This is a genomic window from Phytopseudomonas daroniae (genome assembly GCF_004327275.1).
GTDB classification, from domain to species: domain Bacteria; phylum Pseudomonadota; class Gammaproteobacteria; order Pseudomonadales; family Pseudomonadaceae; genus Aquipseudomonas; species Aquipseudomonas daroniae.
Genome location: NZ_QJUJ01000001.1, coordinates 357,644 through 380,959, shown reverse-complemented (window position 1 = coordinate 380,959; position 23,316 = coordinate 357,644). Strand labels below are relative to the sequence as shown.

General features: G+C 61.5%; 21 protein-coding genes and 2 pseudogenes. 14 read left to right on the top strand and 9 right to left on the bottom strand.

The window, feature by feature from the left end:
• Nucleotides 1-10 precede the first annotated feature (10 nt).
• The 3 genes and pseudogenes from DNK10_RS01845 to DNK10_RS01835 all read right to left on the bottom strand — a co-directional run.
• On the bottom strand, nucleotides 11-2,014 hold the full coding sequence (locus DNK10_RS01845) for a sensor histidine kinase (protein WP_131178850.1): 2,004 nt from the start codon (nucleotides 2,012-2,014) through the stop codon (nucleotides 11-13).
• A gap of 46 nt (nucleotides 2,015-2,060) precedes the next feature.
• A complete protein-coding gene (locus DNK10_RS01840) occupies nucleotides 2,061-2,972 on the bottom strand; it encodes a putative 2-dehydropantoate 2-reductase (protein ID WP_131190405.1) in 912 nt (303 codons plus the stop codon).
• Nucleotides 2,969-3,940: pseudogene (locus DNK10_RS01835) on the bottom strand (GGDEF domain-containing response regulator); the annotation flags it as partial. The gene DNK10_RS01840 and the pseudogene DNK10_RS01835, both read right to left, overlap by 4 nt.
• A gap of 269 nt (nucleotides 3,941-4,209) precedes the next feature.
• Here DNK10_RS01835 and DNK10_RS01830 point away from each other — a divergent pair.
• Together DNK10_RS01830 and DNK10_RS01825 are read left to right on the top strand one after the other, a co-directional pair.
• Complete coding sequence (locus tag DNK10_RS01830) at nucleotides 4,210-4,689, top strand: YajQ family cyclic di-GMP-binding protein (RefSeq protein ID WP_131178853.1); 480 nt, start codon at nucleotides 4,210-4,212, stop codon at nucleotides 4,687-4,689.
• 135 nt (nucleotides 4,690-4,824) lie between these two features.
• Entirely contained in the window at nucleotides 4,825-5,661 is an 837-nt protein-coding gene (locus DNK10_RS01825; RefSeq protein ID WP_131178854.1) for a mechanosensitive ion channel family protein, read from the top strand.
• A gap of 51 nt (nucleotides 5,662-5,712) precedes the next feature.
• Here DNK10_RS01825 and DNK10_RS01820 read toward each other — a convergent pair whose 3' ends face one another.
• Both DNK10_RS01820 and DNK10_RS01815 read right to left on the bottom strand, forming a co-directional pair.
• Entirely contained in the window at nucleotides 5,713-7,269 is a 1,557-nt protein-coding gene (locus DNK10_RS01820) for an AmpG family muropeptide MFS transporter (RefSeq protein ID WP_131190404.1), read from the bottom strand.
• A 102-nt stretch (nucleotides 7,270-7,371) separates the two neighbouring features.
• Nucleotides 7,372-7,740 (bottom strand): MGMT family protein, encoded by a 369-nt coding sequence (locus DNK10_RS01815; RefSeq protein WP_131190403.1) that lies wholly within the window; start codon nucleotides 7,738-7,740, stop codon nucleotides 7,372-7,374.
• Nucleotides 7,741-7,892: 152 nt separating this feature from the next.
• Between DNK10_RS01815 and DNK10_RS01810 the strand changes: the two genes are divergently transcribed.
• Nucleotides 7,893-8,897: a DUF481 domain-containing protein gene (locus DNK10_RS01810; RefSeq protein ID WP_131190402.1), complete on the top strand. Its 1,005-nt coding sequence runs from the start codon at nucleotides 7,893-7,895 to the stop codon at nucleotides 8,895-8,897.
• A 330-nt stretch (nucleotides 8,898-9,227) separates the two neighbouring features.
• Here DNK10_RS01810 and DNK10_RS01805 read toward each other — a convergent pair whose 3' ends face one another.
• Entirely contained in the window at nucleotides 9,228-9,986 is a 759-nt protein-coding gene (locus DNK10_RS01805; protein ID WP_131178858.1) for an SDR family oxidoreductase, read from the bottom strand.
• Between the two features lie 92 nt (nucleotides 9,987-10,078).
• Here DNK10_RS01805 and DNK10_RS01800 point away from each other — a divergent pair.
• The 7 genes and pseudogenes from DNK10_RS01800 (at nucleotide 10,079) to DNK10_RS01770 (ending at nucleotide 15,629) form a co-directional block, all read left to right on the top strand.
• A pseudogene (locus DNK10_RS01800) lies at nucleotides 10,079-10,810 on the top strand (HugZ family pyridoxamine 5'-phosphate oxidase).
• Between the two features lie 63 nt (nucleotides 10,811-10,873).
• Entirely contained in the window at nucleotides 10,874-11,338 is a 465-nt protein-coding gene (locus tag DNK10_RS01795) for an FxsA family protein (RefSeq protein WP_131178860.1), read from the top strand.
• A 271-nt stretch (nucleotides 11,339-11,609) separates the two neighbouring features.
• On the top strand, nucleotides 11,610-11,903 hold the full coding sequence (locus DNK10_RS01790; protein ID WP_042554944.1) for a co-chaperone GroES: 294 nt from the start codon (nucleotides 11,610-11,612) through the stop codon (nucleotides 11,901-11,903).
• A 48-nt stretch (nucleotides 11,904-11,951) separates the two neighbouring features.
• Nucleotides 11,952-13,592 (top strand): chaperonin GroEL, encoded by a 1,641-nt coding sequence (groL, locus tag DNK10_RS01785; RefSeq protein WP_131178861.1) that lies wholly within the window; start codon nucleotides 11,952-11,954, stop codon nucleotides 13,590-13,592.
• Between the two features lie 174 nt (nucleotides 13,593-13,766).
• Nucleotides 13,767-13,994, top strand: a complete 228-nt coding sequence (locus DNK10_RS01780) for a hypothetical protein (RefSeq protein ID WP_131178862.1) — start codon at nucleotides 13,767-13,769, stop codon at nucleotides 13,992-13,994.
• A 112-nt stretch (nucleotides 13,995-14,106) separates the two neighbouring features.
• Nucleotides 14,107-14,937, top strand: a complete 831-nt coding sequence (locus DNK10_RS01775) for an isocitrate lyase/PEP mutase family protein (protein WP_131190401.1) — start codon at nucleotides 14,107-14,109, stop codon at nucleotides 14,935-14,937.
• A gap of 2 nt (nucleotides 14,938-14,939) precedes the next feature.
• Nucleotides 14,940-15,629 carry an extensin-like domain-containing protein gene (locus tag DNK10_RS01770; protein ID WP_131190400.1) on the top strand — a complete coding sequence of 230 codons (690 nt, stop codon included), beginning with the start codon at nucleotides 14,940-14,942 and terminating at the stop codon, nucleotides 15,627-15,629.
• 4 nt (nucleotides 15,630-15,633) lie between these two features.
• Here DNK10_RS01770 and DNK10_RS01765 read toward each other — a convergent pair whose 3' ends face one another.
• Nucleotides 15,634-16,041 carry a hypothetical protein gene (locus DNK10_RS01765; protein ID WP_131190399.1) on the bottom strand — a complete coding sequence of 136 codons (408 nt, stop codon included), beginning with the start codon at nucleotides 16,039-16,041 and terminating at the stop codon, nucleotides 15,634-15,636.
• Nucleotides 16,042-16,278: 237 nt separating this feature from the next.
• Between DNK10_RS01765 and DNK10_RS01755 the strand changes: the two genes are divergently transcribed.
• Nucleotides 16,279-17,058 carry a class I SAM-dependent methyltransferase gene (locus DNK10_RS01755; RefSeq protein ID WP_131190398.1) on the top strand — a complete coding sequence of 260 codons (780 nt, stop codon included), beginning with the start codon at nucleotides 16,279-16,281 and terminating at the stop codon, nucleotides 17,056-17,058.
• A gap of 66 nt (nucleotides 17,059-17,124) precedes the next feature.
• On the opposite strand, the gene DNK10_RS01750 is transcribed toward DNK10_RS01755, so the two are convergent.
• Nucleotides 17,125-18,036, bottom strand: a complete 912-nt coding sequence (locus tag DNK10_RS01750; protein ID WP_131190397.1) for a DMT family transporter — start codon at nucleotides 18,034-18,036, stop codon at nucleotides 17,125-17,127.
• A 98-nt stretch (nucleotides 18,037-18,134) separates the two neighbouring features.
• Between DNK10_RS01750 and DNK10_RS01745 the strand changes: the two genes are divergently transcribed.
• The 3 genes from DNK10_RS01745 (at nucleotide 18,135) to DNK10_RS01735 (ending at nucleotide 22,066) form a co-directional block, all read left to right on the top strand.
• Nucleotides 18,135-18,989, top strand: coding sequence for a LysR family transcriptional regulator (locus tag DNK10_RS01745; RefSeq protein WP_131190396.1), 855 nt, complete (start codon nucleotides 18,135-18,137; stop codon nucleotides 18,987-18,989).
• A gap of 455 nt (nucleotides 18,990-19,444) precedes the next feature.
• Nucleotides 19,445-20,782: an MFS transporter gene (locus tag DNK10_RS01740; protein WP_131190395.1), complete on the top strand. Its 1,338-nt coding sequence runs from the start codon at nucleotides 19,445-19,447 to the stop codon at nucleotides 20,780-20,782.
• 21 nt (nucleotides 20,783-20,803) lie between these two features.
• Nucleotides 20,804-22,066 carry a gallate dioxygenase gene (locus DNK10_RS01735; RefSeq protein WP_131190394.1) on the top strand — a complete coding sequence of 421 codons (1,263 nt, stop codon included), beginning with the start codon at nucleotides 20,804-20,806 and terminating at the stop codon, nucleotides 22,064-22,066.
• A 19-nt stretch (nucleotides 22,067-22,085) separates the two neighbouring features.
• On the opposite strand, the gene DNK10_RS01730 is transcribed toward DNK10_RS01735, so the two are convergent.
• A complete protein-coding gene (locus DNK10_RS01730) occupies nucleotides 22,086-23,288 on the bottom strand; it encodes a LysR family transcriptional regulator (RefSeq protein ID WP_131178871.1) in 1,203 nt (400 codons plus the stop codon).
• Nucleotides 23,289-23,316 lie beyond the last annotated feature (28 nt).

The following is a 23,316-nucleotide window of genomic DNA, read 5'->3' as shown; positions in this document are numbered from 1 at the left end:
TCTCCGTGCTTCAGCTACTGACACCGATGGGCAGGCGCAGGGTGAAGCAGGTGCCCTGGCCGGTGCGTGATTGCACTTCCATCTGTCCCTTGTGGTTGTTGGTGACGATGAAGTACGAGACGGAAAGGCCCAGGCCGGTGCCCTGACCGACTTCCTTGGTGGTGAAGAACGGCTCGAAGATGCGCTTGCGCACGGCCTCCGGGATGCCCACGCCGTTGTCTTCCACCTGGACTTCGGCCCATGGCGGTGCCAGGCGCGTACGCAGGATGATCTTGCCCGGAACGCTGTCGTCATCGCGCTGGTGAATGGCCTGGGCGGCGTTCTTCAGCAGGTTGAGCAGCACCTGTTCCAGCTCGTTGGCGATGCCGGGAATTGGCCCCAGTGCCGGGTTGAACTCGCGCTGAATCAGTAGGCTCTTGAAGTCGAAACTTTCGGTCAGGTCGAAGTCGTTGCTGGCGATCTCCACGGCCTGGTCGATCAACGCGGGCAACTGGCAGGGCGCCAGTTGGCGGTTGCTCAGACGGCTGAAACTGAGCATGTGGGTAACGATCTTCGAAGCACGGGTACCGGCTTGCTGAATACCGTCGAGCAGCATGGGGATTTCCCGTGCCGTCAGGTATTCGTCGATGGCCGGCAAACTGACGCCGGCCAGTTCGGCTTGCTCCTGGTTGCGCGGCAGCTCCGGTGACAGGCGTCGGCGGATGTTCTGCACGTTGTGCAGGATGGCGCCGAGGGGGTTGTTGATCTCGTGGGCCATGCCGGCAGCCAGGCCGCCCACGGAGAGCATCTTCTCCGACTGCACCATCACCTCTTCCAGGTTCAGGCGCTGGGTGATGTCGTCGATACGGATCACCACGCCGCGGCCAATGCTGCCGATCAGCGGATAGAAGGTCAGGGCATAGTGGTGTGGCTCGTCGTCGCGAATCCAGGTGACCCGTTCGATCTTCTCCACCCGGTGCTGCTCGGCCGTGCGCTTGAGTTTGGACAAATAGGGTTTGAGCAGCGGAAAGGCGAGAAACACCGGCTGGTTAACCGCTTCGTCCAGGGAAGTGCCGGAGAGGGCGCTGGCTTCCTGGTTCCACTGCGCCACGTAGAGCTGCTCGTCAAGGGCGATCAGCGCCGAGGGCATGGAGTCGATGATGCTGTTGAGGTAGTTCTGGAAGCCGGTGAGCTTCTTCTCGATCTTGCTGCGCACCTGCACTTCGAGTTCCAGCTTGCGGTTCGACAGGCGGGTTTCCTCGGCCAGACCCTGGGCCTGATTGTAGGCTTCTTCGGAGTCGTCACGAGCCCGCTTGAGCTGTTGTTCGCGGGCTTCGATACGCGTCAGCATGGTATTGAAGGCCTCGGCCAGGCTGCCGATTTCATCCTGGTTGCCGCGCCGGGCGCGTAGCGAGTAGTTCTCTTCGCGGGTGACCTGACGGGTCAGTTCTTCCAGGCGCTTGATCGGGCTGGTAATCAGGCGACGGATCTGCCGCGCTACCAGCAGCCACAGCACCAGGCTGAAACCGAGGATCACCAGACTGGCGGTGACCGTGCCGGTGTAGAACGCGCCGGGTAGCTCACTGGAGGCGACCAGCAGCAGGTAGCCCGGCGGTGCGTCGACCTGTGGCAACTCGACCAACTGATTGGCGCGAAATTCGCTGAGGCGCCAGTTCTCCAGGTCGTCCACCCGTGATGGCAACTGCAGCTTTTCGCCGCGCTGCAATTGCGCCAGGCTGTCGCCGTGGGCGTCGTAGATCACCGCCGCACGTAGCGGCGCATAACCATCCAGGCGTTTGAGCAGGTCGCCCGCGGCCTGGGGCGAGCTCAGGGCTTCGCGGCTCAGGGCCGGGCTGGCGATCAGTCGACTGAGGGTCTGCAAGGCCTGGGGCGCGACGCTTTCCTGGGAAATCCAGTAGGCCGCACTGATGAAGGTCAGGTTGGCCACCACCAGCACCGCCGCCAGCAGCACCAGCAGGGCGGCGAGCAGTTTACGGCCAACGGGGAGATTCTTCAGGCGATGGCGCAGGCGCATGGGGCTTTGTCGTGGTGGCAGGTGAGGGGGCAGGTTAGCGCGTGACTCAATGGCGCGGCAATCCGCGGGCGTCCAGGTGGGCGAGCAGGCGCTGCTGCACGGCCTGTAATTGCGGCAGTTGCAGCCCCGCTCGGGCGCCCGCCGCGCAGGCATAACCGAGCAGGTAACTGACCTCGGTGCGACGGCCCTGGGCGACATCCTGGTACATGGATGAGTAATTGGCGGCGGTGGCGTGGATCACCCGCCAGACATCGTCCTGGAGGTTTTCGGCCGCTGCGGCCTGGCCGCAGCCGCGTAACAGACTTGTCAGCTCCGCACACAGGCCGTCGACGTCTTCACGGTACGCCGCGAGCTCGCCGTTGCGGCAGCCGTGCAGTACGGTCAGCGGGTTGATCGCGCAGTTGAGTGCCAGTTTGCGCCACAGCCGCGCGAGGATATCCGGGCTCCAGGTATGAGGAATGTGGCTGTGTTGCAAATCGGCCAACCAGGCCGGCGGCGTGGCGTCCGCTGGATCGCCGATCCAGGTATGGCCCTGGCCGGCGAACACCACGTGCCAGTCATCGGTACGAAAGGCACCTTCGGTGCTGGAGGCGAACAGGCAGCGACGGCCTGGTAGCAGGTCGACCACCTCGTCCTGACTGCCCAGGCCGTTCTGGAGCAGGATCACGTCGGCGGCAGGGGCGAGGCGATGAGCGACGCGCTCGATCGCGCTCGCTGCGTCATAGGCTTTACACGCAAGGAGCAGACGCGGGATGGGTGTGTCGTCGTCGAGGCTGTGTGCAGGGAGCACGTAGCGGTTGGCTTGGCCCTGCTCGACCAGGGTCAGCGCGCCAGCCTGACGATAGGACGCCAGGCGTTTTTCATCGCGCAGGATCAGTTGTACCGGCACGCCAGCCCGGAACAGGCGCGCGGCCCACAGGCTGCCCAGGCTGCCTGCACCGAGCACGTGCCAGCTCATGTGGGGGGCAGGCGTACGGCGGTGACCCGGCCGCTGGAGTGGGCTTCGGGAAGCAGGCGGGTAGCGAGGTCGAGCAGCTGTTGCGGTTCCAGGGGCAGCGCCTTGGCGTCCATCCCGACCACCGCGATACCGGCCTTGAGGGAGATAAAGCCTTCGCTGGTCTTGAAGGCCTTGAGGTTGAGGCCTTCGTGCAGACGCTTGAAGCTGCTCGGTGAGCACTCGTGGAGATCTTCGAGCAGGGTGATCAGTGCGAAGTGACGGTCGTCCAGGCTCACCAGTACATCCAGCGGCCGCACCAACTGCTGCAGGCGCCGGGCGACGCTGCGCAGCAGCTCGTTGTAGAACGCCGCACCATGACGGCTGCGCAATTCGTCGACGCCCTGCAGACCAATCAGCAGGTAACACAGCGCACCACCACGCGACTCCACCTGGCGCAGGCTGTCAGCGAGTTTCTGCTTGAGGTAACGGCTGTTGCCCAGACCGGTCAGCGGGTCGACCAGATTGCGCTCTTCCAGGCTGGTGATGTTCTGCACCAGCAGGGCGTTTTCCTGAAGCAGTCGCTGCAGGGTGTTGCACAGGCGGTCGGCGGCGAACACCCGCGGCAGCAGTTGTTCGTTCATCGCCGATTTGCTGATGAAATCATCGACGCCGCGGTCGAAGGCTTCGTTCAGCACGTTTTCGCCTTCCTTGCCGGTGAGCAGGATGATGTAGGTGTAGTGCTCGGCCGATTCGTCGAGTTGACGCACTCGCCCGGTCAGCTCAAGACCGTCCATTTCCGGCATCAACCAGTCGGCCAGCAGCACGCTGGCGGGGCGTTGTTCGAGGTTGCTGATGGCTTCGGCTGCACTGCTGGCGAAGCGTATGTCTTGATAACCAGCCTGACTCAGCGCACGGCCGATCATGGCGCTGGAGAACTTGGCATCGTCCACCACCAGAATGCTGAGATGGGGGTTGGGCATGATGGTACTCGCTGGCAAGAAAACGGGTCGAGGGAGGGGAGTAACCAATACAACGCCGAACGGTCTGTATCAGAGCGGATATAATGATCGCGCCAATTTTATCGTCAAGCCATCCGCGCGGTTTCGGAGAACTTATTCACGATCTCGCGAACTGGCGCCCAGCTAGACGCAATTATCAGCCCGGATAACGGCTGTAAGGTTAGCGTAGCCGGGTCCATGCGCAGTAGATCGAGAATGAGAGATCCATCAGGATCGCGCCTTTTATCAGGAGTAATTCCATGCCCTCGTTCGACGTGGTGTCGGAGCTGGATAAACACGAACTCACCAACGCCCTGGACAACGCGGCCAAGGAGCTGGAGCGGCGTTTCGATCTGCGCGGCAAATGCAGTTTCGAGGCCAAGGACAAGGCCGTCACGCTGACTGCCGAAGCCGATTTCATGCTTGAACAGATGCTCGATATCATTCGCTCCTGCCTGATCAAGCGCAAGATCGACAGTCAGTGCATGGAGACCAAGGATGCCTATGCATCCGGCAAGGTGGTCAAGCAGGAGGTCGAGTTTCGCGAAGGCATCGACAAGGAGCTGGCGAAGAAGATCGTTGCGCACATCAAGGACGCCAAGCTCAAGGTGCAAGCCGCCATTCAGGGTGAGCAGGTACGGGTCACCGGCAAGAAGCGTGACGACCTGCAGGAGTGCATCGCCTCCCTGCGCGGCAAGGATTTCGGGATGCCCCTGCAGTACAACAACTTCCGCGATTAAGAGCGTACACGCCTGTTGGCGCGTCGCTGATTATGGAACCCAGGCGCGGCAATGGCGTCGCACATTCTGTAACGCTCGTGCAAACGCCATGACAGATCATGGCGTTTTCGTTTCAATCCTTAGAAGGAGTGCCATATGGATATGAGCGTCGACCAGTTGGTCGTCATGTCGCAGGCCTGGATCCCGCTTTTGCTGCAGTACAGCGGCAAGCTGACCCTGGCTATCTTCACGTTGTTGATCGGCTGGTGGCTGATCAGCAAATTGACCAGCAAGATCAGCGCGCTGATGGATGGCCGCAAGGTCGACCGTGCCCTGAGCAGCTTTATCGGCAGCCTGGCGAGCATCGTGCTCAAGGTGCTGCTGATCATCAGCGTGGCCTCGATGATCGGCGTGGAGACCACCTCCTTCATCGCCATGATCGGTGCGGCCGGTCTGGCCATCGGCCTGGCCCTGCAGGGCAGCCTGGCGAACTTCGCCGGTGGTGTACTGATCATGCTGTTCCGCCCGTTCAAGGCTGGTGACTTCATCGAGGCCCAGGGCGTTTCCGGTTCGGTCGACTACATCCAGATCTTCCACACCGTGCTGCGCACTGGCGACAACAAGGTGGTGATCGTGCCCAACGGCACTCTGTCCAACGGCATCATCACCAACCACTCGCGGCACAATACCCGCCAGGTGCTGTACGACGTGAAGCTCGACTACGGCGCTGACCTGTCGAAGGCCCGTGAAGTGCTGCTGGAGTTGTCCAAGGATGCTCGCGTGCATCAGGATCCGGCACCGGTGGTGGTGGTTTCCAATCTGGGCGAGACATCGATCAACCTGTCGCTGCGAATGTGGACGTCGGCGGGCGATTACTGGCCAGTGATCTTCATGCTCAACGAAAGCGTGCGTGATCGGCTGCGTGCCGAAGGCGTTGAGCTGGCGCAGCCACCGCGGATGGTTCAGGTGGTGCAGCAGGGTAAGGCTGACTGACCCGTAGCGGCCCTGCCAAAAATGAAAAAAGCCGACGACTGTCGGCTTTTTTCATGCGCCGGGGTCAGGCCTGGGCTTGTCCGGCTCGCTGCTCTGGGCCATCGGCTGGTCGCCCTGGCGATGCCACTGCACGGCGATCAGGATCAGGGTTGGAATGCCCATCAGCGCGGTGATCAGGAAAAAGTCGGCATAGCCGTACTTTTCCACCAGCACCCCGGAATAACCGCCGATCAGTCGCGGCAGCAGCAACATGATCGAGCTGAGCAGGGCGTACTGGGTGGCCGAGAACTTCAGGTTGGTGAGGCTCGACAGGTACGCGACAAAGGCTGCGGTGGCCATCCCGGAGCTGAAGTTGTCGGCGGAAATGGTGAAGATCAGCATCTGCAGATCCGCGCCCATGCCAGCCAGCATCAGGAACAGCAGGTTGGTCGCCGCCGACGCTACACCGCCGATGAACAGGATCGGCATGATGCCGAAACGCACGATCAGCAGACCGCCGGCACCGGCGCCGAGCAGAGTCATGATCAGCCCGAAGAGCTTGCTGACGCTGGCGATCTGATCCTTGGTGAAACCCTGGTCGATATAGAACACGTTGGCCATTACGCCCATGACCGTATCGGACATACGATAGGTGGCGATCAGCCCGAGCAGCAGCAAGGCTTGCCAGCGGTAGCGCAGGATGAAGTCGTTGACCGGTGTCAGCACCGGTGCCAGACCGCTACGGCCAAAGGAGGACAGGCACAGGCAGGTGAGGATGGTGTAGAGGAGGGCGCGCAGGAAGGCGCGATCTTCGAGCAGCAGATCCAGCAGGGTGGCTTCGCCGGTGACCAGGCTGGGGAAATCGGTGTTGTACAGCTGGGTGAACATGGCCGGTACCGATACCAGCAGCACGATCAGCACCAGCACCGAGGCGATCTGGTGGCTGAATCCGTACTTGGCGGCTGCCAGCTGGGTTTTCAGGGAGACGTCGGGCTCTTTCATCCACAGGCTGGTCAGCAGGCCGGGCAGCATCAGCAGGGCGAACAGCAGGTAGGTGCCGGCCCAGGCGGCGTGCTGGTAGAGCAATGTGGTGGAGCCAAGCCCCTCGGCGACATACAGCGCGCCCGCGGTGGCCAGCAGCGCGGCGACCCGGTAGCCGGCCATGTAGCTGGCTGCCAGGGCGGCCTGGCGGGAGTCGTCGACGATCTCCAGGCGGTAGGCATCGACGGCGATGTCCTGGGTTGCCGAGGCGAACGCCACCAGCACCGCAAGAGCGATCAGCCAGGTCAGGTGAGTATGGGGATCGCACAACGCCATGCCGGCCAGACCGATGGCGATCAGTATCTGCGACAGCACCAGCCAGGAACGCCGCCTGCCGAGCTTGCCGAGCAGCGGCAGGCGCCATTGGTCGAGTAGTGGAGACCACACCCACTTGAAGGCATAGGCCAGGCCGATAAGGCTGGCAAAACCAATGGTTTCCCGCGCCACGCCGGCTTCACGCAGCCACACGGAAAGGGTGGAGAACACCAACATGTAAGGCAGGCCAGCGGCGAACCCGAGCAGCAGGAGAACCAGTGTCGAAGGACTGGAATAGGCGGCGATCGCGTCGCGCCAGCTTTTACGATGCATTGAACGGGTTCGGCCTGGAGGGAGGAAACATGAACAAATGGGCACTCTAGGGGCTAGGGTCGGGTCAGTGCAAGCCAGCTATGCCGTGGTCGCGCCGAGGTTTCAGGTCTCGTGCTCCAGGGGGCGCCAGCCATGACGTCGGATATCCACCCGGCCATTGTGGGATAGCACCCCTTCGACGCGCAATCGGGCGCGTTGTTCAACACCGCTTGGCGTATCGGCCCCCAGGCTCAGGCGGCCCCCAGCGGCGACCACTCGGTGCCAGGGCAGGGCGGTGCCATCAGGCAGTTGGCCGAGGGTGCGCCCTACCCAGCGTGCAGCGCGGCCGAGGCCTGCCATGCTGGCCAGTTCGCCGTAAGTGACGACCTTGCCGGCCGGCACCTGAGCGAGTACCAGGTACAAGGCATCACGCCGGGCCTGCTGGTCGGCATCGGCCAACGAGGTACTGCAAGCCGCTTGTCTTGTGGTCATGAGAGGCTCCTGACGGCATGAAAGGTCGGCTGGAGCGGTATTTCGCCGGCCAACCCTGAACTCGCACGAATTCCGTCGGTCATTTCTTGCTCATATAACGGGTATGCGGATAATGCCCGATTTACCGCGAACCGGAGCAGTAGCATCCGCTTATGTTTACTCGAACCCTGTTGTGCCTGAGCCTCAGTGCCGCCGCGATGCCGCTGATGGCCGATACCGTCTGGATGAAGAACGGCGATCGACTGACCGGAACCATCAAGCTTCTCGACGGCGGCAAGCTGCTGTTGGAAACCGACTATGGCGGTTCCATCCCTCTGGACTGGAGCAAGATCGCGACCCTCGACAGTGAGCAGGAGTTGCTGGTCAAGGAAAACGACGTGACTGGCGAGCGTGCCAAATCCCTGCAGGCCTCTGACGCCGGCAAGGTTACCTTGGCCAACGGCGATGCGCCGAAGACCGTGGAATTGGCGAGTATCAAGCAGATCATGAAGCCCAAGCCTTTCGTCGAAGACTTCCTGTGGAAGGGTAATGTCGACGTGGCCATGGACTACAAGCGCGCCGAGAACGACACCGATGACTACGACATCGATTTCAAGACCCAGGCGCGTCACGGCAAATGGCGTCACAACGCCACGGTGGATTACAACCGCGAGCTCAGGAACGATGTGGTCAGCACCGACAATTGGAGCACCGAGTACGCTCTCGACCGCTTCCTCGACGAACAGTGGTTCTGGCAGGGGCGCCTGGAGTACAAACGCGACAAGGTCGAGGATTTGTCCCGCCAGCGTACCGTCGGTACCGGTCCGGGTTACCAGTTCTGGGACAACGAGCTGGGTGCCTTCTCTGTGGCCGGCCTGTTCAACCGCTCCGACTATCAGTACGCCAATGGCGAGAAGGATAACTTCTACGCCATCAGTATGAGATGGGATTACAACCGTTACCTGGTCGGCAAGACATTCGAGCTGTTCAGTACCGGTGAAGTGGGCAAGCCGTTGGCGGGCGCCGCGGACTACTCTTTGGATGCCGCAGTGGGCCTGCGTTACAAGGTCACCGACTGGGCCTCGTTGAACATGAAGGCCTCGAAGGATCAGGTCAGCGGTTCGGACGGCGACAAAGACGAAACCCGTTACACCGTCGGCTTCGGCGTGGGCTGGTAACATAGCCTGCGAGACGCTCTACGAAAAAGCCCCGCCTTTCTTAGAACCTGTTCACGATCTTTCGAGCAATGACAGCAAAAAGGCGGAAGCAGCCGGTCGGTGATTCGCGTTGAACCATGGATCACGGCCTTCGGCCCCGGATTACGCCTGCGGCTAATCCAGGCTACGTTCTACAGCCCGTAGGATGGGTGAAACCCATCAATTTCCGATGGGTTTCACCCATCCTACGACCGGCCGCTTCCGCCACATTGCCGCCGATCTATAGGGATACGGGTTCCTGTTTGCCAAGTGCACAAAGATCGTGAACAGGCTCTTATGGGCGATCAGGTGTTACAGGCGTACGCCGCCGTCGAGTTCGAGAATACGCCCGGTGAAGTAATCGTTCTCCAGCAGGTACGCCACCGAGTGGGCGATTTCCCGAGGTTTGCCCAGTCGCTTCAGCGGAATCACCGAGGTCATGCGTTCCAGAGCTTCGGGTTTCATGCTGGCGACCATGTCGGTTTCGATGAAGCCTGGTGCCACGCCGGCTACACGGATGCCATAGCGAGCCAGTTCGCGAGCCCACACCACGGTGTCGGCTGCGACACCGGCCTTGGCGGCCGAGTAATTGGCCTGGCCGATATTGCCAGCCCGTGAGACCGAAGAAATATTGATGATCGCGCCTTCGTTCTGCAGCTCGATCATCTTCGCCGCCACTTCCCGGGTACACAGGAATACGCCGGTCAGGTTCACATCGATCACCGACTGCCACTGCGCCAGGCTCATCTTGCTCATTTCGCCATCCTTGACCTTGATGGTCAGGCCGTCGCGCAGGATGCCGGCGTTGTTGACCAGGCCATTGATCGAGCCGAAGTCTTCGGCGATCTGGGCGATGGTCTGAGTCACCTGTTCCTCGCTGGCCACGTTGCACAGATAGGTGCGGGCCTGAACGCCCAGCGCCCGGCAGGCGGCAGCGGTTTCGTCGAGTTTTTCCTGGTTGAGATCGACCAGTGCCAGGCGTACGCGTTTTTCCGCGAGGTATTCGGCCATGGCCCGTCCGAGCCCCTGGCCGCCGCCGGTGATGATGATGACCTTATCTTCGAGTTGCATGCCAATCCCCTTCAATTGAGTCGAGCAGGATGCCGTCGCTAGCGATTATTCTAATCCGATGTTCGGCCCATCCATGCAGAGGAAGTCACCCCGTGAGCGAAAAAGCCAAGCGACAGGCCCGGGAGTTGTTGCTCAAGGAGTACCGCGCAGCGCTGTCCACTCACTCCAGGGCGATGCCCGGCTTTCCCTTCGGCTCGGTGGTGCCTTATTGCCTGGATGCCCAGGGCTGGCCGCTGATCCTGATCAGCCGAATCGCCCAGCACACGCGTAACCTCAAGGCGGATGGCAAGTGCTCGCTGCTGGTTGGTGAGCGCGGCGCCGAGGACGTGCAGGCGGTTGGCCGCCTGACCCTGCTGGCTGAGGCGAAGATGCTCACTGAAGCGTCTGAAATCGAAGCGGCCGCCGAGCGTTATTACCGTTACTTCCCCTAGTCGCACGGTTATCACGATGCCCACGACTTCGATTTCTGGCGCCTGGAGCCGGTGCGCTGGCGGTATATCGGTGGCTTCGGTGCGATTCACTGGCTCGATCAGGTGGCCCAGGGTAATACCTTCGCGGGTGACAGTGAGCGGCGTATGCTCGAACACATGAACAGCGACCATACCGACGCCATCGCGCACTATGTCGCGCTGTGCGGGTTGCCAGCCACGGAGCCGGCGCAGATGGTGGGCATCGACAGCGAAGGTTTTCACCTGCGCATCGGCCAAAGCCTGTATTGGCTGGCTTTTCCAATATCCTGTAACACTGCCGGGGAGGTGCGCGAAGCCTTGGTGCGCCTGGCACGGGCTGATGCCTGGCCGACCGGCGGTGAGGTTTCAGCTTGAATTAAGCGCAATACCCCATATTTCTCTCCTACTGGAAGTCGTTCTTCCGTCAAGGAAACCGTGATGCGCATTTTCATGTTGTTGTTCCTGCTGTTCCCGATCCTCGAGTTGGCTGTGCTGATCTCGGTGGGCAGCGCCATCGGTGTATTACCGACCATCGCGCTGGTGATCGCCACGTCGATCTTCGGTGGCCTGATGCTGCGTATTGCCGGTATCACCACCGCCTGGCGTGCCCGCGAAAGGCTGGCCCGTGGCGAAATGCCGGATCAGGAAGTGCTGCAAGGGCTGATGATGGCCGTAGGTGGCGGCCTGCTGCTGCTTCCGGGTTTCATCAGTGATGTTATCGGCGTGCTCTGCCTGCTTCCGTTTACCCGCCGCAGGTTGGTCGAGCGTGTGCGTCGCCGCGCTGCCGAGCAGGCGGCGCGCCAGCGTGCCTTCGCTGACGACCTGGCTGCCCGTAACGGCCAGCCAGGCTCTGGGTCGAGTCGGCCTAACGTGCTCGAGGGCGAGTACGAGCGTCGCGACTGATTGAGTGCATCGGATACAAACGAGCCCCGGTTCTGGCCACGCTAGACTGGGGCTCGGTGTTTTTGCGTAGGCGAACGGTATGCTCCATGGGGTAAAAAAATTCGCCTCGTGCCCTTGAATTGCTCTTGTTCGACCTTATGTAGCGGTCACCGCAAGGTTTTTCAGCGTATCTGCGCTGAAACATATTTCGGCGTTACGTGTAATGCGCAACGCCATGATCCTGCCGGTGAGAGCACCGGTTGAAGTCAACAACTATTGGGAGAGATCGACAATGAAGCTTCGTCCTTTGCATGACCGCGTCGTGATCCGTCGCAGCGAAGAAGAAACCAAAACCGCTGGCGGTATCGTGCTGCCGGGCTCGGCCGCTGAAAAGCCGAATCAGGGCGAAATCGTTGCTGTTGGCACTGGCCGCGTTCTGGATAGCGGTGAAGTCCGCGCGCTGGCCGTCAAGGTCGGTGACAAAGTGGTTTTCGGCCCTTACTCGGGCAGCAACACCGTCAAAGTCGACGGCGAAGACCTGCTGGTGATGAGCGAGAACGAAATCCTCGCTGTTGTCGAAGCCTGATTTCCCGCGAATCTCCGTTTAACCGTCAAGAATTGAGGATCAATTTCCATGGCTGCTAAAGAAGTTAAATTCGGCGACTCCGCCCGTAAGAAAATGCTCGCCGGTGTGAACGTCCTGGCTGATGCCGTTAAAGCTACCCTGGGCCCGAAAGGCCGCAACGTGGTTCTGGAAAAGAGCTTTGGCGCTCCGACCATCACCAAGGACGGCGTTTCCGTCGCTAAAGAAATCGAACTGAAAGATCGCTTCGAGAACATGGGCGCGCAACTGGTCAAGGACGTTGCGTCCAAGGCCAACGACGCTGCCGGTGACGGCACCACCACCGCTACCGTTCTGGCTCAGGCCATCGTCAACGAAGGCCTGAAAGCCGTCGCTGCCGGCATGAACCCGATGGATCTGAAGCGCGGCATCGACAAGGCCACCATCGCCATCGTCAAAGAGCTGAAAGAGCTGTCCAAGCCGTGCGCCGACACCAAGGCCATCGCTCAGGTCGGTACCATTTCCGCCAACTCCGACAACTCCATCGGCGACATCATTGCCGAAGCCATGGAAAAAGTCGGTAAAGAAGGCGTGATCACCGTTGAAGAAGGCTCGGGCCTGGAAAACGAACTGTCCGTCGTCGAAGGCATGCAGTTCGACCGTGGCTACCTGTCCCCGTACTTCATCAACAAGCCGGACACCATGGTTGCCGAGCTGGACAGCCCGCTGATCCTGCTGGTCGACAAGAAGATCTCCAACATCCGCGAAATGCTGCCGGTGCTGGAAGCTGTCGCCAAGGCCGGTCGTCCGCTGCTGATCGTGGCTGAAGACGTCGAAGGCGAAGCGCTGGCTACCCTGGTAGTCAACAACATGCGCGGTATCGTCAAGGTCGCTGCCGTCAAGGCACCGGGCTTCGGTGATCGTCGCAAGGCCATGCTGCAGGATATCGCCATCCTCACTGGCGGTACCGTCATCTCTGAAGAAGTCGGTCTGAGCCTGGAAAGCGCCACCCTGGAGCACCTGGGTCAAGCCAAGCGTGTTGTCCTGAACAAGGAAAACACCACCATCATCGACGGTGCTGGCCAGCAGGTCGACATCGAAGCCCGCGTTGCGCAGATCCGCAAGCAGGTCGAGGACACTTCTTCCGACTACGACAAGGAGAAGCTGCAAGAGCGTCTGGCCAAACTGGCTGGCGGTGTTGCCGTGATCAAGGTCGGTGCCGGTACCGAAGTCGAGATGAAAGAGAAGAAAGCCCGCGTTGAAGACGCCCTGCACGCTACTCGCGCAGCCGTCGAAGAAGGCGTGGTACCTGGCGGCGGTGTTGCCCTGGTACGTGCTCTGCAGGCTATCTCCGAGCTGAAAGGCGACAACGACGACCAGAACGTCGGTATCGCTCTGCTGCGCCGCGCTGTCGAAGCGCCGCTGCGTCAGATCGTGGCCAACGCTGGCGACGAGCCGAGCGTAGTGGTCGACAAGGTCAAGCAGGGTAGCGGCAACTACGGCTACAACGCTGCCACCGGTGTCTACGGCGACATGATCGAGATGGGTATCCTCGATCCGGCCAAGGTCACCCGTTCGGCACTGCAAGCGGCCACCTCCATCGCCAGCCTGATGATCACCACCGAAGCGATGATCGCCGAAGTGGCTGACGACAAGGCCGCTCCGGCCATGCCGGACATGGGCGGCATGGGTGGTATGGGCGGCATGATGTAAGCCACCCGGCACCTGCTCCAAGAAGAAACCCCGCGCTTGTCGCGGGGTTTTTTTATCTGTAGTTTCTGGCGACTGCCGTGGCGGTATACCGTTCGTCTTGAGAAAAGTTGCAACGGCTTATCGTGATCTAGTGTTAGCAGACGGCGTTTGCAGCGCCATCAAGAGATTGCAATCATGAGATTAGAAATAGCGCGAGGTTTGTTCCTCGTCGCGGCGCTCAGTGTATCGGTGGCAGCGGCTGCTTCCTGGTACGAGCCTGGCCATGGCGTGGTGAGCAGCCATGGGCGCAGCTATTGTGCCAACCCTGATCTCAAGCGCATCTCGGCTGCTCAGGCGCAGGCCAGTCAGAATCTACTCTGGTTGGTGTTGGGCCTGTCTCAGGGCATGCGACCGCAAGGTTGAAAGCGCCCACTCATATCCCGCTGACAAAACAGTGAATTTCTCCCCTGCTGGAAAACTCCGATACCCTGCGAGCTGACCCGAGCACATCGGCCAGATTTCAGGGAGACTCCGCATGTCCACACAGCAGCGCCTCGGCGAACGCTTCAGCCAGTTGCATCGGCAGGATGGCCTGCTGGTGTTGCCCAATCCCTGGGACGCCGGTTCGGCGAAGATGCTCGCCAACCTGGGTTTCCAGGCGCTGGCGACCACCAGCGCAGGGTTGGCGTTCTCCCTGGGCCGGCGTGATGCCGAGGGCGCGGTATCGCGTGATGAAGCGCTGGCCAATGCCCGTGACATCGTCGCCGCTACGGTTCTGCCGGTGGCCGCGGATCTGGAGAACGGCTACGGCGACAGCCCCGAGGAATGTGCTCGGACCTTGCGGCTGGCCGCAGCGGTCGGACTGGTCGGCGGCTCCATCGAGGATGCAACGGGTCGCATCGACGCGCCCATCTATGATTTCGAGTTGGCGGTGGAGCGCATCCGGGCATCGGTCGCCGCTGCGCGTAGCCTGGACTTCCCCTTTACCCTGACCGCGCGTGCAGAGAACTACCTGCACGGCCGCGCGGATCTGGACGACACAATCCGCCGTCTGGTGGCCTACGCCGAGGCCGGAGCCGATGTGCTCTATGCACCGGGCCTGACCCAGCGCGACGAGATTCATGCGGTGGTGCAGGCGGTGGCGCCACGACCGGTCAACGTGTTGGTCGGCTCACCAGGTCTGAGGCTGTCGCTGGACGAGTTGGCCGAGCTTGGCGTCAAACGTGTCAGCCTGGGCTCCAACCTGGCGCGGGTGGCCTATGGCGCCTTTCTGCAAGCCGCCACGGTGCTGGCCGATTCCGGTGACCTGCGCGGTGCGCAGGAGGCGCTGGCGTTCGATCGCATCAACGATCTGTTTCGCGGCTGAGCATGCGCCGTTTTCTGATCGCGCTGCTGTTGTTCGTCGTGGTGGGTGGCCCGCTGGCGTTGTACCGGCAGTGGATCGACGTACCGCCGCGCTGGAACCCCTGGGCGCCGCTGGATCTGCGCGATGCGCCCAATTGGCTGACGAGCTACAAGCTTGGCCGCCTGCAGAACGATCCAGCACTGTGCCGCAGGGTGCTGGACACCTCATCGCTGCGCTACGTGGCGCTGGCGGACAGCACGCCTTCAGCCGATTGCCCGCTGACCAACACGGTGCGGGTGCAGGGCAGCGATGTGCGCTTGAGCAGCAGCTTCATCGCCACCTGCCCGGTAGCAGCGGCATTCGCGCTGTTCGAGCACCATGGTCTGCAGCCGGCCGCACAGCAGCGCTTTGGGCAGCGCGTCACGCAGGTCGACCATGTCGGCAGCTTCGCCTGTCGCAGCATTGCCGGCAGTCAGCGGCGCAGCCAGCACGCTTCGGCCAATGCCCTGGATATCGTCGGCTTTCGCCTGGCCGATGGCCGCCGTATCAGCGTGCTGCGCGACTGGCCGGGCAGCGACGAAAAATCACTGTTCCTGCGTCAGGTGCAGCAGGCGGCCTGTGACAGCTTCAACACCACGTTGGGGCCAGATTACAACGCGGCGCACCGCGATCATTTTCATCTGGATATGGGCATGTTCCGGATGTGTCGCTGACCGATCAACCTGCCAGGCGCTGTTGCAGCGTCAGGCGGCCGAGCAGCAGTTCCCAGGGATCCAGTGATTCCTCGAGCAGCTCGTCGGTCTTGCCGTGTTCGCTTTCGCCAGGCACTGCCAGCGATTGCGGTTGCAGCGCCAACTGATCGAGGGTGACGGCATTGTCGATATCGTTCACCGAACAGACGAACTGACGCTGCATCATCACGTCTTCCAGCGTGCGATTTTCCCGCCAGTGCGTCTCGTCCACTGGTACTGGCGACGTGAGTGGGTTGGTCGCCGGAGTCTCCATCGACAGCAGCACGCTGCGCAGAATCTGGTCATACAGCGCCGAGCTGGCGCTGGAGGACGTTCCGGTTTTTTGAGAGGCAACCTGGGAGTCACCAGGAATACGGGAGATGACGTTGAACATCGAACGGCTGGCTCTGGCAAACTATCGCATATACAGGGTATCGGCCGCGTGAGGCCTGAGTTGAGCCCCAAGGGCACCGCTAAAAACTACCTGCGTTGTCATCACTGCGTTAAAAACAGGCTCAAATGCTCATTTACAGCCAGTAAACTCCGCATTTTCACCTGTTTTTGCCTTGTGCTGACTGCCTCGCCTACGTTTTTAGAGGTGCCCTCTACTGTTATCGATGGACGATCCGTAATGAGTGAAAAACAGCCCGCCGCGCGCATTCGCATGGAGGCCCTCGCGCCGCATCTGCATGAGGCCGCGCAACAGTGGGCGCAGCGCCTTGGATTGCCAGTGGAAGGGGAGACCGAGTTCGCGCTGCAATTAGGCGAGGGCGGCCTGCAACTGGTCGAACTTGGCCCCCAGGCGCCAGGGCCGGTGCGGGTGGATTTCGTCGAGGGCGCGGTCGCTCATCGACGTCAGTTCGGTGGCGGCGCCGGGCAGATGATCGCCAAGGCCGTCGGCATTCAGCCAGGCATCCGGCCTCGCGTGCTGGATGCCACCGCGGGGCTGGGGCGCGACGCTTTCGTGCTGGCCAGCCTCGGCTGCACCATCAGCCTGATCGAACGCCAGCCGCTGATCGGCGCCTTGCTGGAGGATGGCCTGCAGCGCGCTGCCGCTGATGCCGAGGTAGCGGCCATCGTCGCCCGCATGCGCTTGCTGCAGGGCAATGCCATCTCGATCATGGCCTCCTGGCAGGAGGAAGCCCCCCAGGTGATCTACCTCGACCCGATGTTTCCCCATCGCGACAAGAGTGCGCTGGTGAAGAAGGAAATGCGCCTGTTCCGCCCCTTCGTGGGGGATGACCCTGACGCTCCCGCGTTGCTCGAGGCGGCCCTCGGACTGGCCAGCCACCGTGTGGTGGTCAAACGCCCACGCAAGGCACCGATCATCGAGGGCGCCAAGCCGGGCTATGCCCTGGAAGGTAAATCCAGCCGTTACGACATCTACCCGCTGAAGAAACTGACCCCGTGAGTGGACAGTACAGGGGTTCATTTCGAGTAGATTGCGCGCAGTGGAGCTGCCTACCCAAGGCAGCTCCTATCGCCTCTCGATGGGCTCGCTGCGAACGACCATCCAGATCCCCACGCCAGACACGGCCGTACCAAGCGCCATCAGCCAGGACAGGGGTTCATCGAACATGGCCCAGGCCCACAACAGGGTCACTGCCGGGCTGAGATACAGTACGCTGGCGACTCGCGTTGCTGTGGAGCGACGCAAACACACCCAGTAGAGCCCGTAACCGCCGAGTGTCGAAATGCCGGCTGTCCACAGCACGCTCATTGCAAACCCCGTCGAAGGTATCGGTTTCAGGCTGCTGTCCATGGCGGTGAGCAGAGCGAAGGCAATGCTGGAAACGCAACACTGCAGCCACAGGTTGGTAAGAAGATCCAGCGAAGTTGATGCGTTCGAGCGCTTCTGCCACAGCGTGGCAACGGCAAGCGACAGCATGCCGAGCACTGGCAAGCCGTAAGCCCAGAGCGGCGCGTTGCCCCAGGCCAGGGCGTCGGAGGTCACCAGTACCACGCCCGCCAAACCGATAGTCAAACCCGCCCAGGTACGCCAAGAGAGCCGTTGCCGGAAGGCCGCAGCCGCGAGCACGGCTACGCCGATCGGCAACAGGTCGGCCAGCAACGCTACAAGCCCTGCCGGAACGCCCATGGCAATGCCCTGAACGACGCCAGCGAGATATCCAGCCATCGCCAGAAAGCCGATGCCGGCGTTGTGCAACAGTGCAATTGGCGACGCCTGGCGCAACTGCCTGAATACGAATGGCAGCAGCACCAGCGTGACCAGTACGCAGCGCCAGAACACCACCAGCATGGCCGGCGCGTGATCGATGGAGAACCGTGCCCCCACGAATCCTGAGCTCCAGGCCAGCACCAATCCGGCTTCGAGAAGCAGCAGGGGAATGGTTCTGTGCCAGATACGCATCGAGTGTTGGCCGGGCATGACAGTCCAGGAGACGAAGGGTGTATGCGCAGGCTAAGGAATGCGGTTAGTCTAATAAATCAAAATTGGTTTGATTAGTAATTCGGATTTTTTGAATCATGAGTGGTGTTCTCGATATCGAACTGGTGCGTACCTTTCACGCGGTGGCGCGCAGCGGCAAGTTCAAAGCCGCCGCCGAGCAGCTTCACAAGAGCCCGGCGGCCATCAGCGTCCACATCCAGCGACTCGAAGCCGTCGCTGGAGGGCGTCTGCTGGATCGCGACAATCAGTCGGTGGGGCTCACGGCCCTGGGCAGACGATTGCTGACCTCGACAACCGATCTGCTTTCCACCCACGACCGAGTGCTCGCGGAGTTGCATGGCCCGCGCCTGGTCGGGCGCATCAAGCTGGGGATGCCTGATGAGTATGCAGCGCACGTCATCCGCGACATCCTCCCGGTTTTCGCGGCAGCCTGGCCCAACGTCGTGCTGGAAGTGAAAACGGCGCCAAGCCACTCACTGCGTGACTACGTACAGCGTGGCAAGCTACACGCCGCGCTGATGACCCAGCCCAAGGGGCAAGAGGGCGAGCAGGCGCACGTTCTCGTCGCCACTACCCCGGTCTGGGTCGGTGCAGCGATAAGCCTGTTCGAGTGGAGTGATCCATTGCCACTTGCCGTCCATGCAGCGGATTGCCCTTACCGCAGTGCGATGCTGGAGTCGCTGAAGCAGAGTGGGCGCAAGTGGCGCGTCGTGCTCGACAGCCCCTCGAGTCAGGCCATCAAGGCCTGCGTGGAAGCAGGTCTCGCCATCACTCTGATAGACCGTGCGCGCGTCTCCGACAGCATGCGCATTCTCGACGGCTTGCCGCACGTACCCGAGCATGAGGTCGTGTTCCTGCGCTCATCGACAGCACAAACCAACGAGGCGATCGAGTTGCTCGCCCAGGCCATTCATCAACACTTTCGGCTGTGATGGGGCGAGTTGGCTGGCATTGTCCAGCGCCTGGCCTCGAGGGCCGGCTGCAATACCCATGAGTACGCCGATGAGCTTAGGACGGGCTCGGGATCACAAAGCAGCCTTCTCAGGCCTCCATGGAGGTCGCGACGCTTAACGTCAATGGCAGCAGCATCCACCGAGCGCATGCTTACTGCATGACGTGCCCGCCCCGAATAGCGCAGCGGACGCCTCATCCACACAGGAGGCTACCCATGCTCACATGCCGAATCCGTGTCTTCCGTATCTTTGGTGCAAGTACGAAATAAATAAAACAGATACCCGGTTAAGGATTTCCCAGAGGCCGGACATGCTGCCAAGCGCTTACATTCGACCTCAACGCCGCTCGACGGCGAGGTGATTTCGATTGATCGACGCCACTCGTGCGCGCTTTCGAAATGCTCACCATTACAAGAACAACTAGGTGAATGCGAATGCTCAAGCAATCTGTCGATGTGAAAGACTGGATCGATGGTCAACCGGTCTCAGCTTATCAGTGGCTTATCCTCTCCCTGTGTTTCCTGATCGTATTGTTCGATGGCTTCGATGTCGCCGTAATGGGCTTCATCGCGCCTTCGCTAATGCAGGAATGGGATCTGTCACGTACCGCTTTCGGCCCGGTGATGAGTGCCAGCATGGTTGGTCTAGCAATCGGCGCGCTGACTGCCGGCCCCTACGCCGACCGGATCGGGCGCAAGAAGGTGCTGCTCACTGCAGTGACGTCCTTCAGTGTACTGACCGTAGCATGTGCCTTCGCCGGCGGGCCTATCGAACTCGCCTTGCTTCGCCTGTTGGCGGGCATCGCCCTGGGCGCGGCGCTGCCAAACACCACGACGCTGCTGTCTGAATACCTGCCCGAGCGTAGCCGTTCGTTTCTAATCACCATCATGTTCACCGGCTTTAACCTTGGCTCCGGCCTCGGTGGCTTCGTGGCGGCGTGGCTGATTCCGAATTTCGGCTGGCACTCGGTACTGCTCGCAGGCGGGGTGCTGCCGTTGCTGCTGGTGCCGTTGCTCTGGCTGCTGCTGCCTGAGTCCGCACGCTTTCTCGCCGCTCGCAAGGCTCCGGCCGAGCAGATCGCCGCGGCGCTGAGCAACATCGGCGGACGCTTCGCCGAAGGCACTCGCTTCACTGTCAGCGAGCCGGAGGTTCCAGGCAAGGCGCCCATTAGCATGTTGTTCTCTGAGCGTTATCGTATGGGAACCCTGGCACTGTGGACGACGTATTTCATGGGCCTGCTAGTGATCTATTTGACCATGGGGTGGATGCCGACCCTGTTGCGCGATGGTGGACTGTCCATCGAACGAGCGGCGTCCATCACCGGGCTGTTCCAGATCGGCGGTACCATTGGTGCCATTGTGGTCGGTTGGATCATGGACAAGCGTAACCCCAATTATGTCATCGCCACGGCTTACGTCATGGGCGGGTTGTGCATTCTCTCGCTGGGTACGATGAGCCTCGAATCCAGCCTGCTGGTAATTGGCGTGACTCTCGCGGGGTTCTGCATGAGTGGCGCGCAAACCGGCCTGAACGCTTTCGCGCCGGGCTACTACCCGACCGATTTCCGCGCTACCGGCGTTAGCTGGATGCTTGGTATCGGCCGTTTCGGAGCGATTTTCGGCTCCCTGATCGGTGGTGCAGTGCTCAGCCTCGGCTTAAGCCTGGCTACACTTTTCACCCTTCTCGGCCTACCGGCCTTCATCGCGGCGCTGGCGATCATTGCCAATGGCCGCGCCCGTCGCCGTGCGGCCGCCGCACTGGTGATCCCGTAATCTGCCCGGAGGCAAACCCGTATGGCACGCATCATTGGCGGCCTTGCCGTTTCACACACGCCCACCATCGGCTTCGCGGTCGACCATAACAAGCAGGAAGAAGCGGCCTGGGCACCTATTTTCAAGAGCTTCGAGCCGATGCAGGCCTGGCTCGAAGAACAGAAACCGGACGTGCTGTTCTATATTTTCAACGATCACGTGACCTCGTTCTTCTTCGATCATTACAGCGCATTCACCCTGGGCGTCGACGATCGCTACGAGGTAGCCGACGAAGGTGGCGAACCACGTGCTCTGCCGCCGATCGGTGGCGATGCCGCGCTGTCGCGGCATATCGGCCAGAGCCTGATGGCGGATGAGTTCGACATGAGTTTCTTCCGTGATCGGCCGCTGGATCACGGATTCTTTTCGCCGATGTCGGCCTTGCTGCCCAGCAGCGATCGCTGGCCGGTGCAGATCGTGCCGCTACAGGTCGGCGTGCTGCAGTTTCCGATTCCCACGGCGCGCCGCTGCTACAGGTTGGGTCAGGCACTGCGTCGCGCCATCGAAAGCTATCCAGAAGACATCAAGGTAGCGATCGTTGCCACAGGTGGCGTTTCGCACCAGGTGCACGGCGAGCGCTGCGGCTTCAACAACCCTGAATGGGATGCGCAATTTCTCGACCTGCTGGTCAACGACCCCGAGCGCCTGACTGAAATGACCCAGGCCGAGTACGCCACGCTCGGCGGCATGGAAGGTGCCGAAGTGATCACCTGGCTGATCATGCGCGGTGCCCTGTCCTCACGGGTCAACAAGCGGCATCAGGATTATTACCTGCCTTCGATGACCGGGATCGCCACGCTCCTGCTGGAAAACCTCGACCAGCCGCTTCCGGCGCCGGTGAACGAGCGCCACCGTGAGCACATGCGCCATCAGCTGGCAGGCGTGGAAAAGCTCGAAGGAACCTATCCGTATACCCTGGAGCGCAGCGCCAAAGGCTATCGGCTGAATAAGTTTCTACACCGCATGATCGAGCCGCAATGGCGCCGGCGCTTTCTCGAAGAACCCGAAACGCTCTTCGTCGAGGCCGAACTCAGCGACGAGGAGCGCGACCTGCTGCGGCGTCGCGACTGGCGCGGGATGATTCACTACGGCGTTATCTTCTTCGTGCTGGAGAAGCTTGGTGCCGTGCTAGGTGTTTCCAACCTCGATATCTATGCTGCCATGCGCGGCCAGAGCGTCGAGGATTTCATGAAGACGCGTAACCAGCAGGTGCGCTATTCGGTAGCCGCCAAGGCGGTGAGCTGAACGCGCCGTGCCTGACCGGCTAGAACGGCTGCGCCTGTTCCCGAACCACCTGACGAATAGTTTCCATCAGGGCCGCCGAAGCAGGCGAATGCAGGCAGCCGCTTCTGCAGGTCAGGCCGATCGGCCGAGTGGTTCGATTCAGCTGCAAGGTCAGGCCGCATAGTTCACCGGAGCGAATTTCATGCTCCAGTTGATGCATGGAGACCGCTGCAAGCATGTCGGAATTAAGCAGCAGGCCGCGGATGATCGCCAGATCGCCGCTCTCCACTACTGGCCAGGGGGCCGCCATGCCGGAGGCTTCGAAGCACGCGTCGAGCAGATGACGCGCTGGTGAGCCCGCACGCGGCAGTACCCAGCGCGCCTGCTGCAGGTCATCCAGGACGACCCTTCGTCCAAGCAAGGGATGGCCGCGGCGTGCCAGCAACATCATCTCCTCGGTGAGCAGCGCCTCGCCATCCAGATCACTGGCATAGTCAGTCGAACGCAGGGCGCCAAAGACGAAATCCACATCACCGGTACGCAGCTCGGTAGCCAGAAGGTCGAAGGGGCTCTCGTTGGTGATCACCCGCACGCCCGGATGCTCGGCGGTCAACCGCGCAATGGCCTCCGGCAGGATGCGTGCCCGCCCCAGCGGCAGGGCGCCAACATGAACGACGCCCCGCAGCGCACCCCGCATGGCGCTCAGGTCGGCGCGGATATGGCGCAGTTCGTTTAGTGCCCGGCGGATCGGAAAGAGAATGTCGTGACTCGCCTGAGTCGGCTGCAGGCCTCGCGGCGTGCGCTCGAACAGCGAACACCCGCAGCCTCCTTCCAGCACCTTGAGCGCCGAGCTGACCGCCGGCTGGCTGAGACCGAAATGACTGGCCACGGTCTGCATGTGGCGGGCTTCGCAGAGCTTCACGAAAATCTCCAGCCGCCGCGCCTGGAACAGATACAGCGGTTCCACAGGTGTAGCGCCGAGCGAGCGCGGTACCTCGCCCAGCTCCACCAGTACGCGACGTGCCCGGGGCAGGACGCAACCGCCAAAGTCGGTCAGCCGCATACCGTTGACGTGGCGCTCGAACAGCGGCACCTGCAGCCAGGCCTCCAGTTCGGAAATCGCCCGGGTAACCACCGACTGCGCCCTGAACAGAGTCTCGGACGCGCGCGACACGCTGCCCAGATCGGCCACGCGGACGAAGGCACGCACTTGCATCAGGTTTGGAAGCTCGTCTCGATTCATCTGTACCTTCGGGCCGCGATCATGCTCA

Bases quoted from the DNA above. Each gene is read 5' to 3' on its own strand.
- DNK10_RS01845 (WP_131178850.1), bottom strand. From the start codon at position 2,014: ATGCGCCTGCGCCATCGCCTGAAGAATCTCCCCGTTGGCCGTAAACTG.
- DNK10_RS01840 (WP_131190405.1), bottom strand. From the start codon at position 2,972: ATGAGCTGGCACGTGCTCGGTGCAGGCAGCCTGGGCAGCCTGTGGGCC.
- DNK10_RS01830 (WP_131178853.1), top strand. From the start codon at position 4,210: ATGCCCTCGTTCGACGTGGTGTCGGAGCTGGATAAACACGAACTCACC.
- DNK10_RS01825 (WP_131178854.1), top strand. From the start codon at position 4,825: ATGGATATGAGCGTCGACCAGTTGGTCGTCATGTCGCAGGCCTGGATC.
- DNK10_RS01820 (WP_131190404.1), bottom strand. From the start codon at position 7,269: ATGCATCGTAAAAGCTGGCGCGACGCGATCGCCGCCTATTCCAGTCCT.
- DNK10_RS01815 (WP_131190403.1), bottom strand. From the start codon at position 7,740: ATGACCACAAGACAAGCGGCTTGCAGTACCTCGTTGGCCGATGCCGAC.
- DNK10_RS01810 (WP_131190402.1), top strand. From the start codon at position 7,893: ATGTTTACTCGAACCCTGTTGTGCCTGAGCCTCAGTGCCGCCGCGATG.
- DNK10_RS01805 (WP_131178858.1), bottom strand. From the start codon at position 9,986: ATGCAACTCGAAGATAAGGTCATCATCATCACCGGCGGCGGCCAGGGG.
- DNK10_RS01795 (WP_131178860.1), top strand. From the start codon at position 10,874: ATGCGCATTTTCATGTTGTTGTTCCTGCTGTTCCCGATCCTCGAGTTG.
- DNK10_RS01790 (WP_042554944.1), top strand. From the start codon at position 11,610: ATGAAGCTTCGTCCTTTGCATGACCGCGTCGTGATCCGTCGCAGCGAA.
- groL (WP_131178861.1), top strand. From the start codon at position 11,952: ATGGCTGCTAAAGAAGTTAAATTCGGCGACTCCGCCCGTAAGAAAATG.
- DNK10_RS01780 (WP_131178862.1), top strand. From the start codon at position 13,767: ATGAGATTAGAAATAGCGCGAGGTTTGTTCCTCGTCGCGGCGCTCAGT.
- DNK10_RS01775 (WP_131190401.1), top strand. From the start codon at position 14,107: ATGTCCACACAGCAGCGCCTCGGCGAACGCTTCAGCCAGTTGCATCGG.
- DNK10_RS01770 (WP_131190400.1), top strand. From the start codon at position 14,940: ATGCGCCGTTTTCTGATCGCGCTGCTGTTGTTCGTCGTGGTGGGTGGC.
- DNK10_RS01765 (WP_131190399.1), bottom strand. From the start codon at position 16,041: ATGTTCAACGTCATCTCCCGTATTCCTGGTGACTCCCAGGTTGCCTCT.
- DNK10_RS01755 (WP_131190398.1), top strand. From the start codon at position 16,279: ATGAGTGAAAAACAGCCCGCCGCGCGCATTCGCATGGAGGCCCTCGCG.
- DNK10_RS01750 (WP_131190397.1), bottom strand. From the start codon at position 18,036: ATGCCCGGCCAACACTCGATGCGTATCTGGCACAGAACCATTCCCCTG.
- DNK10_RS01745 (WP_131190396.1), top strand. From the start codon at position 18,135: ATGAGTGGTGTTCTCGATATCGAACTGGTGCGTACCTTTCACGCGGTG.
- DNK10_RS01740 (WP_131190395.1), top strand. From the start codon at position 19,445: ATGCTCAAGCAATCTGTCGATGTGAAAGACTGGATCGATGGTCAACCG.
- DNK10_RS01735 (WP_131190394.1), top strand. From the start codon at position 20,804: ATGGCACGCATCATTGGCGGCCTTGCCGTTTCACACACGCCCACCATC.
- DNK10_RS01730 (WP_131178871.1), bottom strand. From the start codon at position 23,288: ATGAATCGAGACGAGCTTCCAAACCTGATGCAAGTGCGTGCCTTCGTC.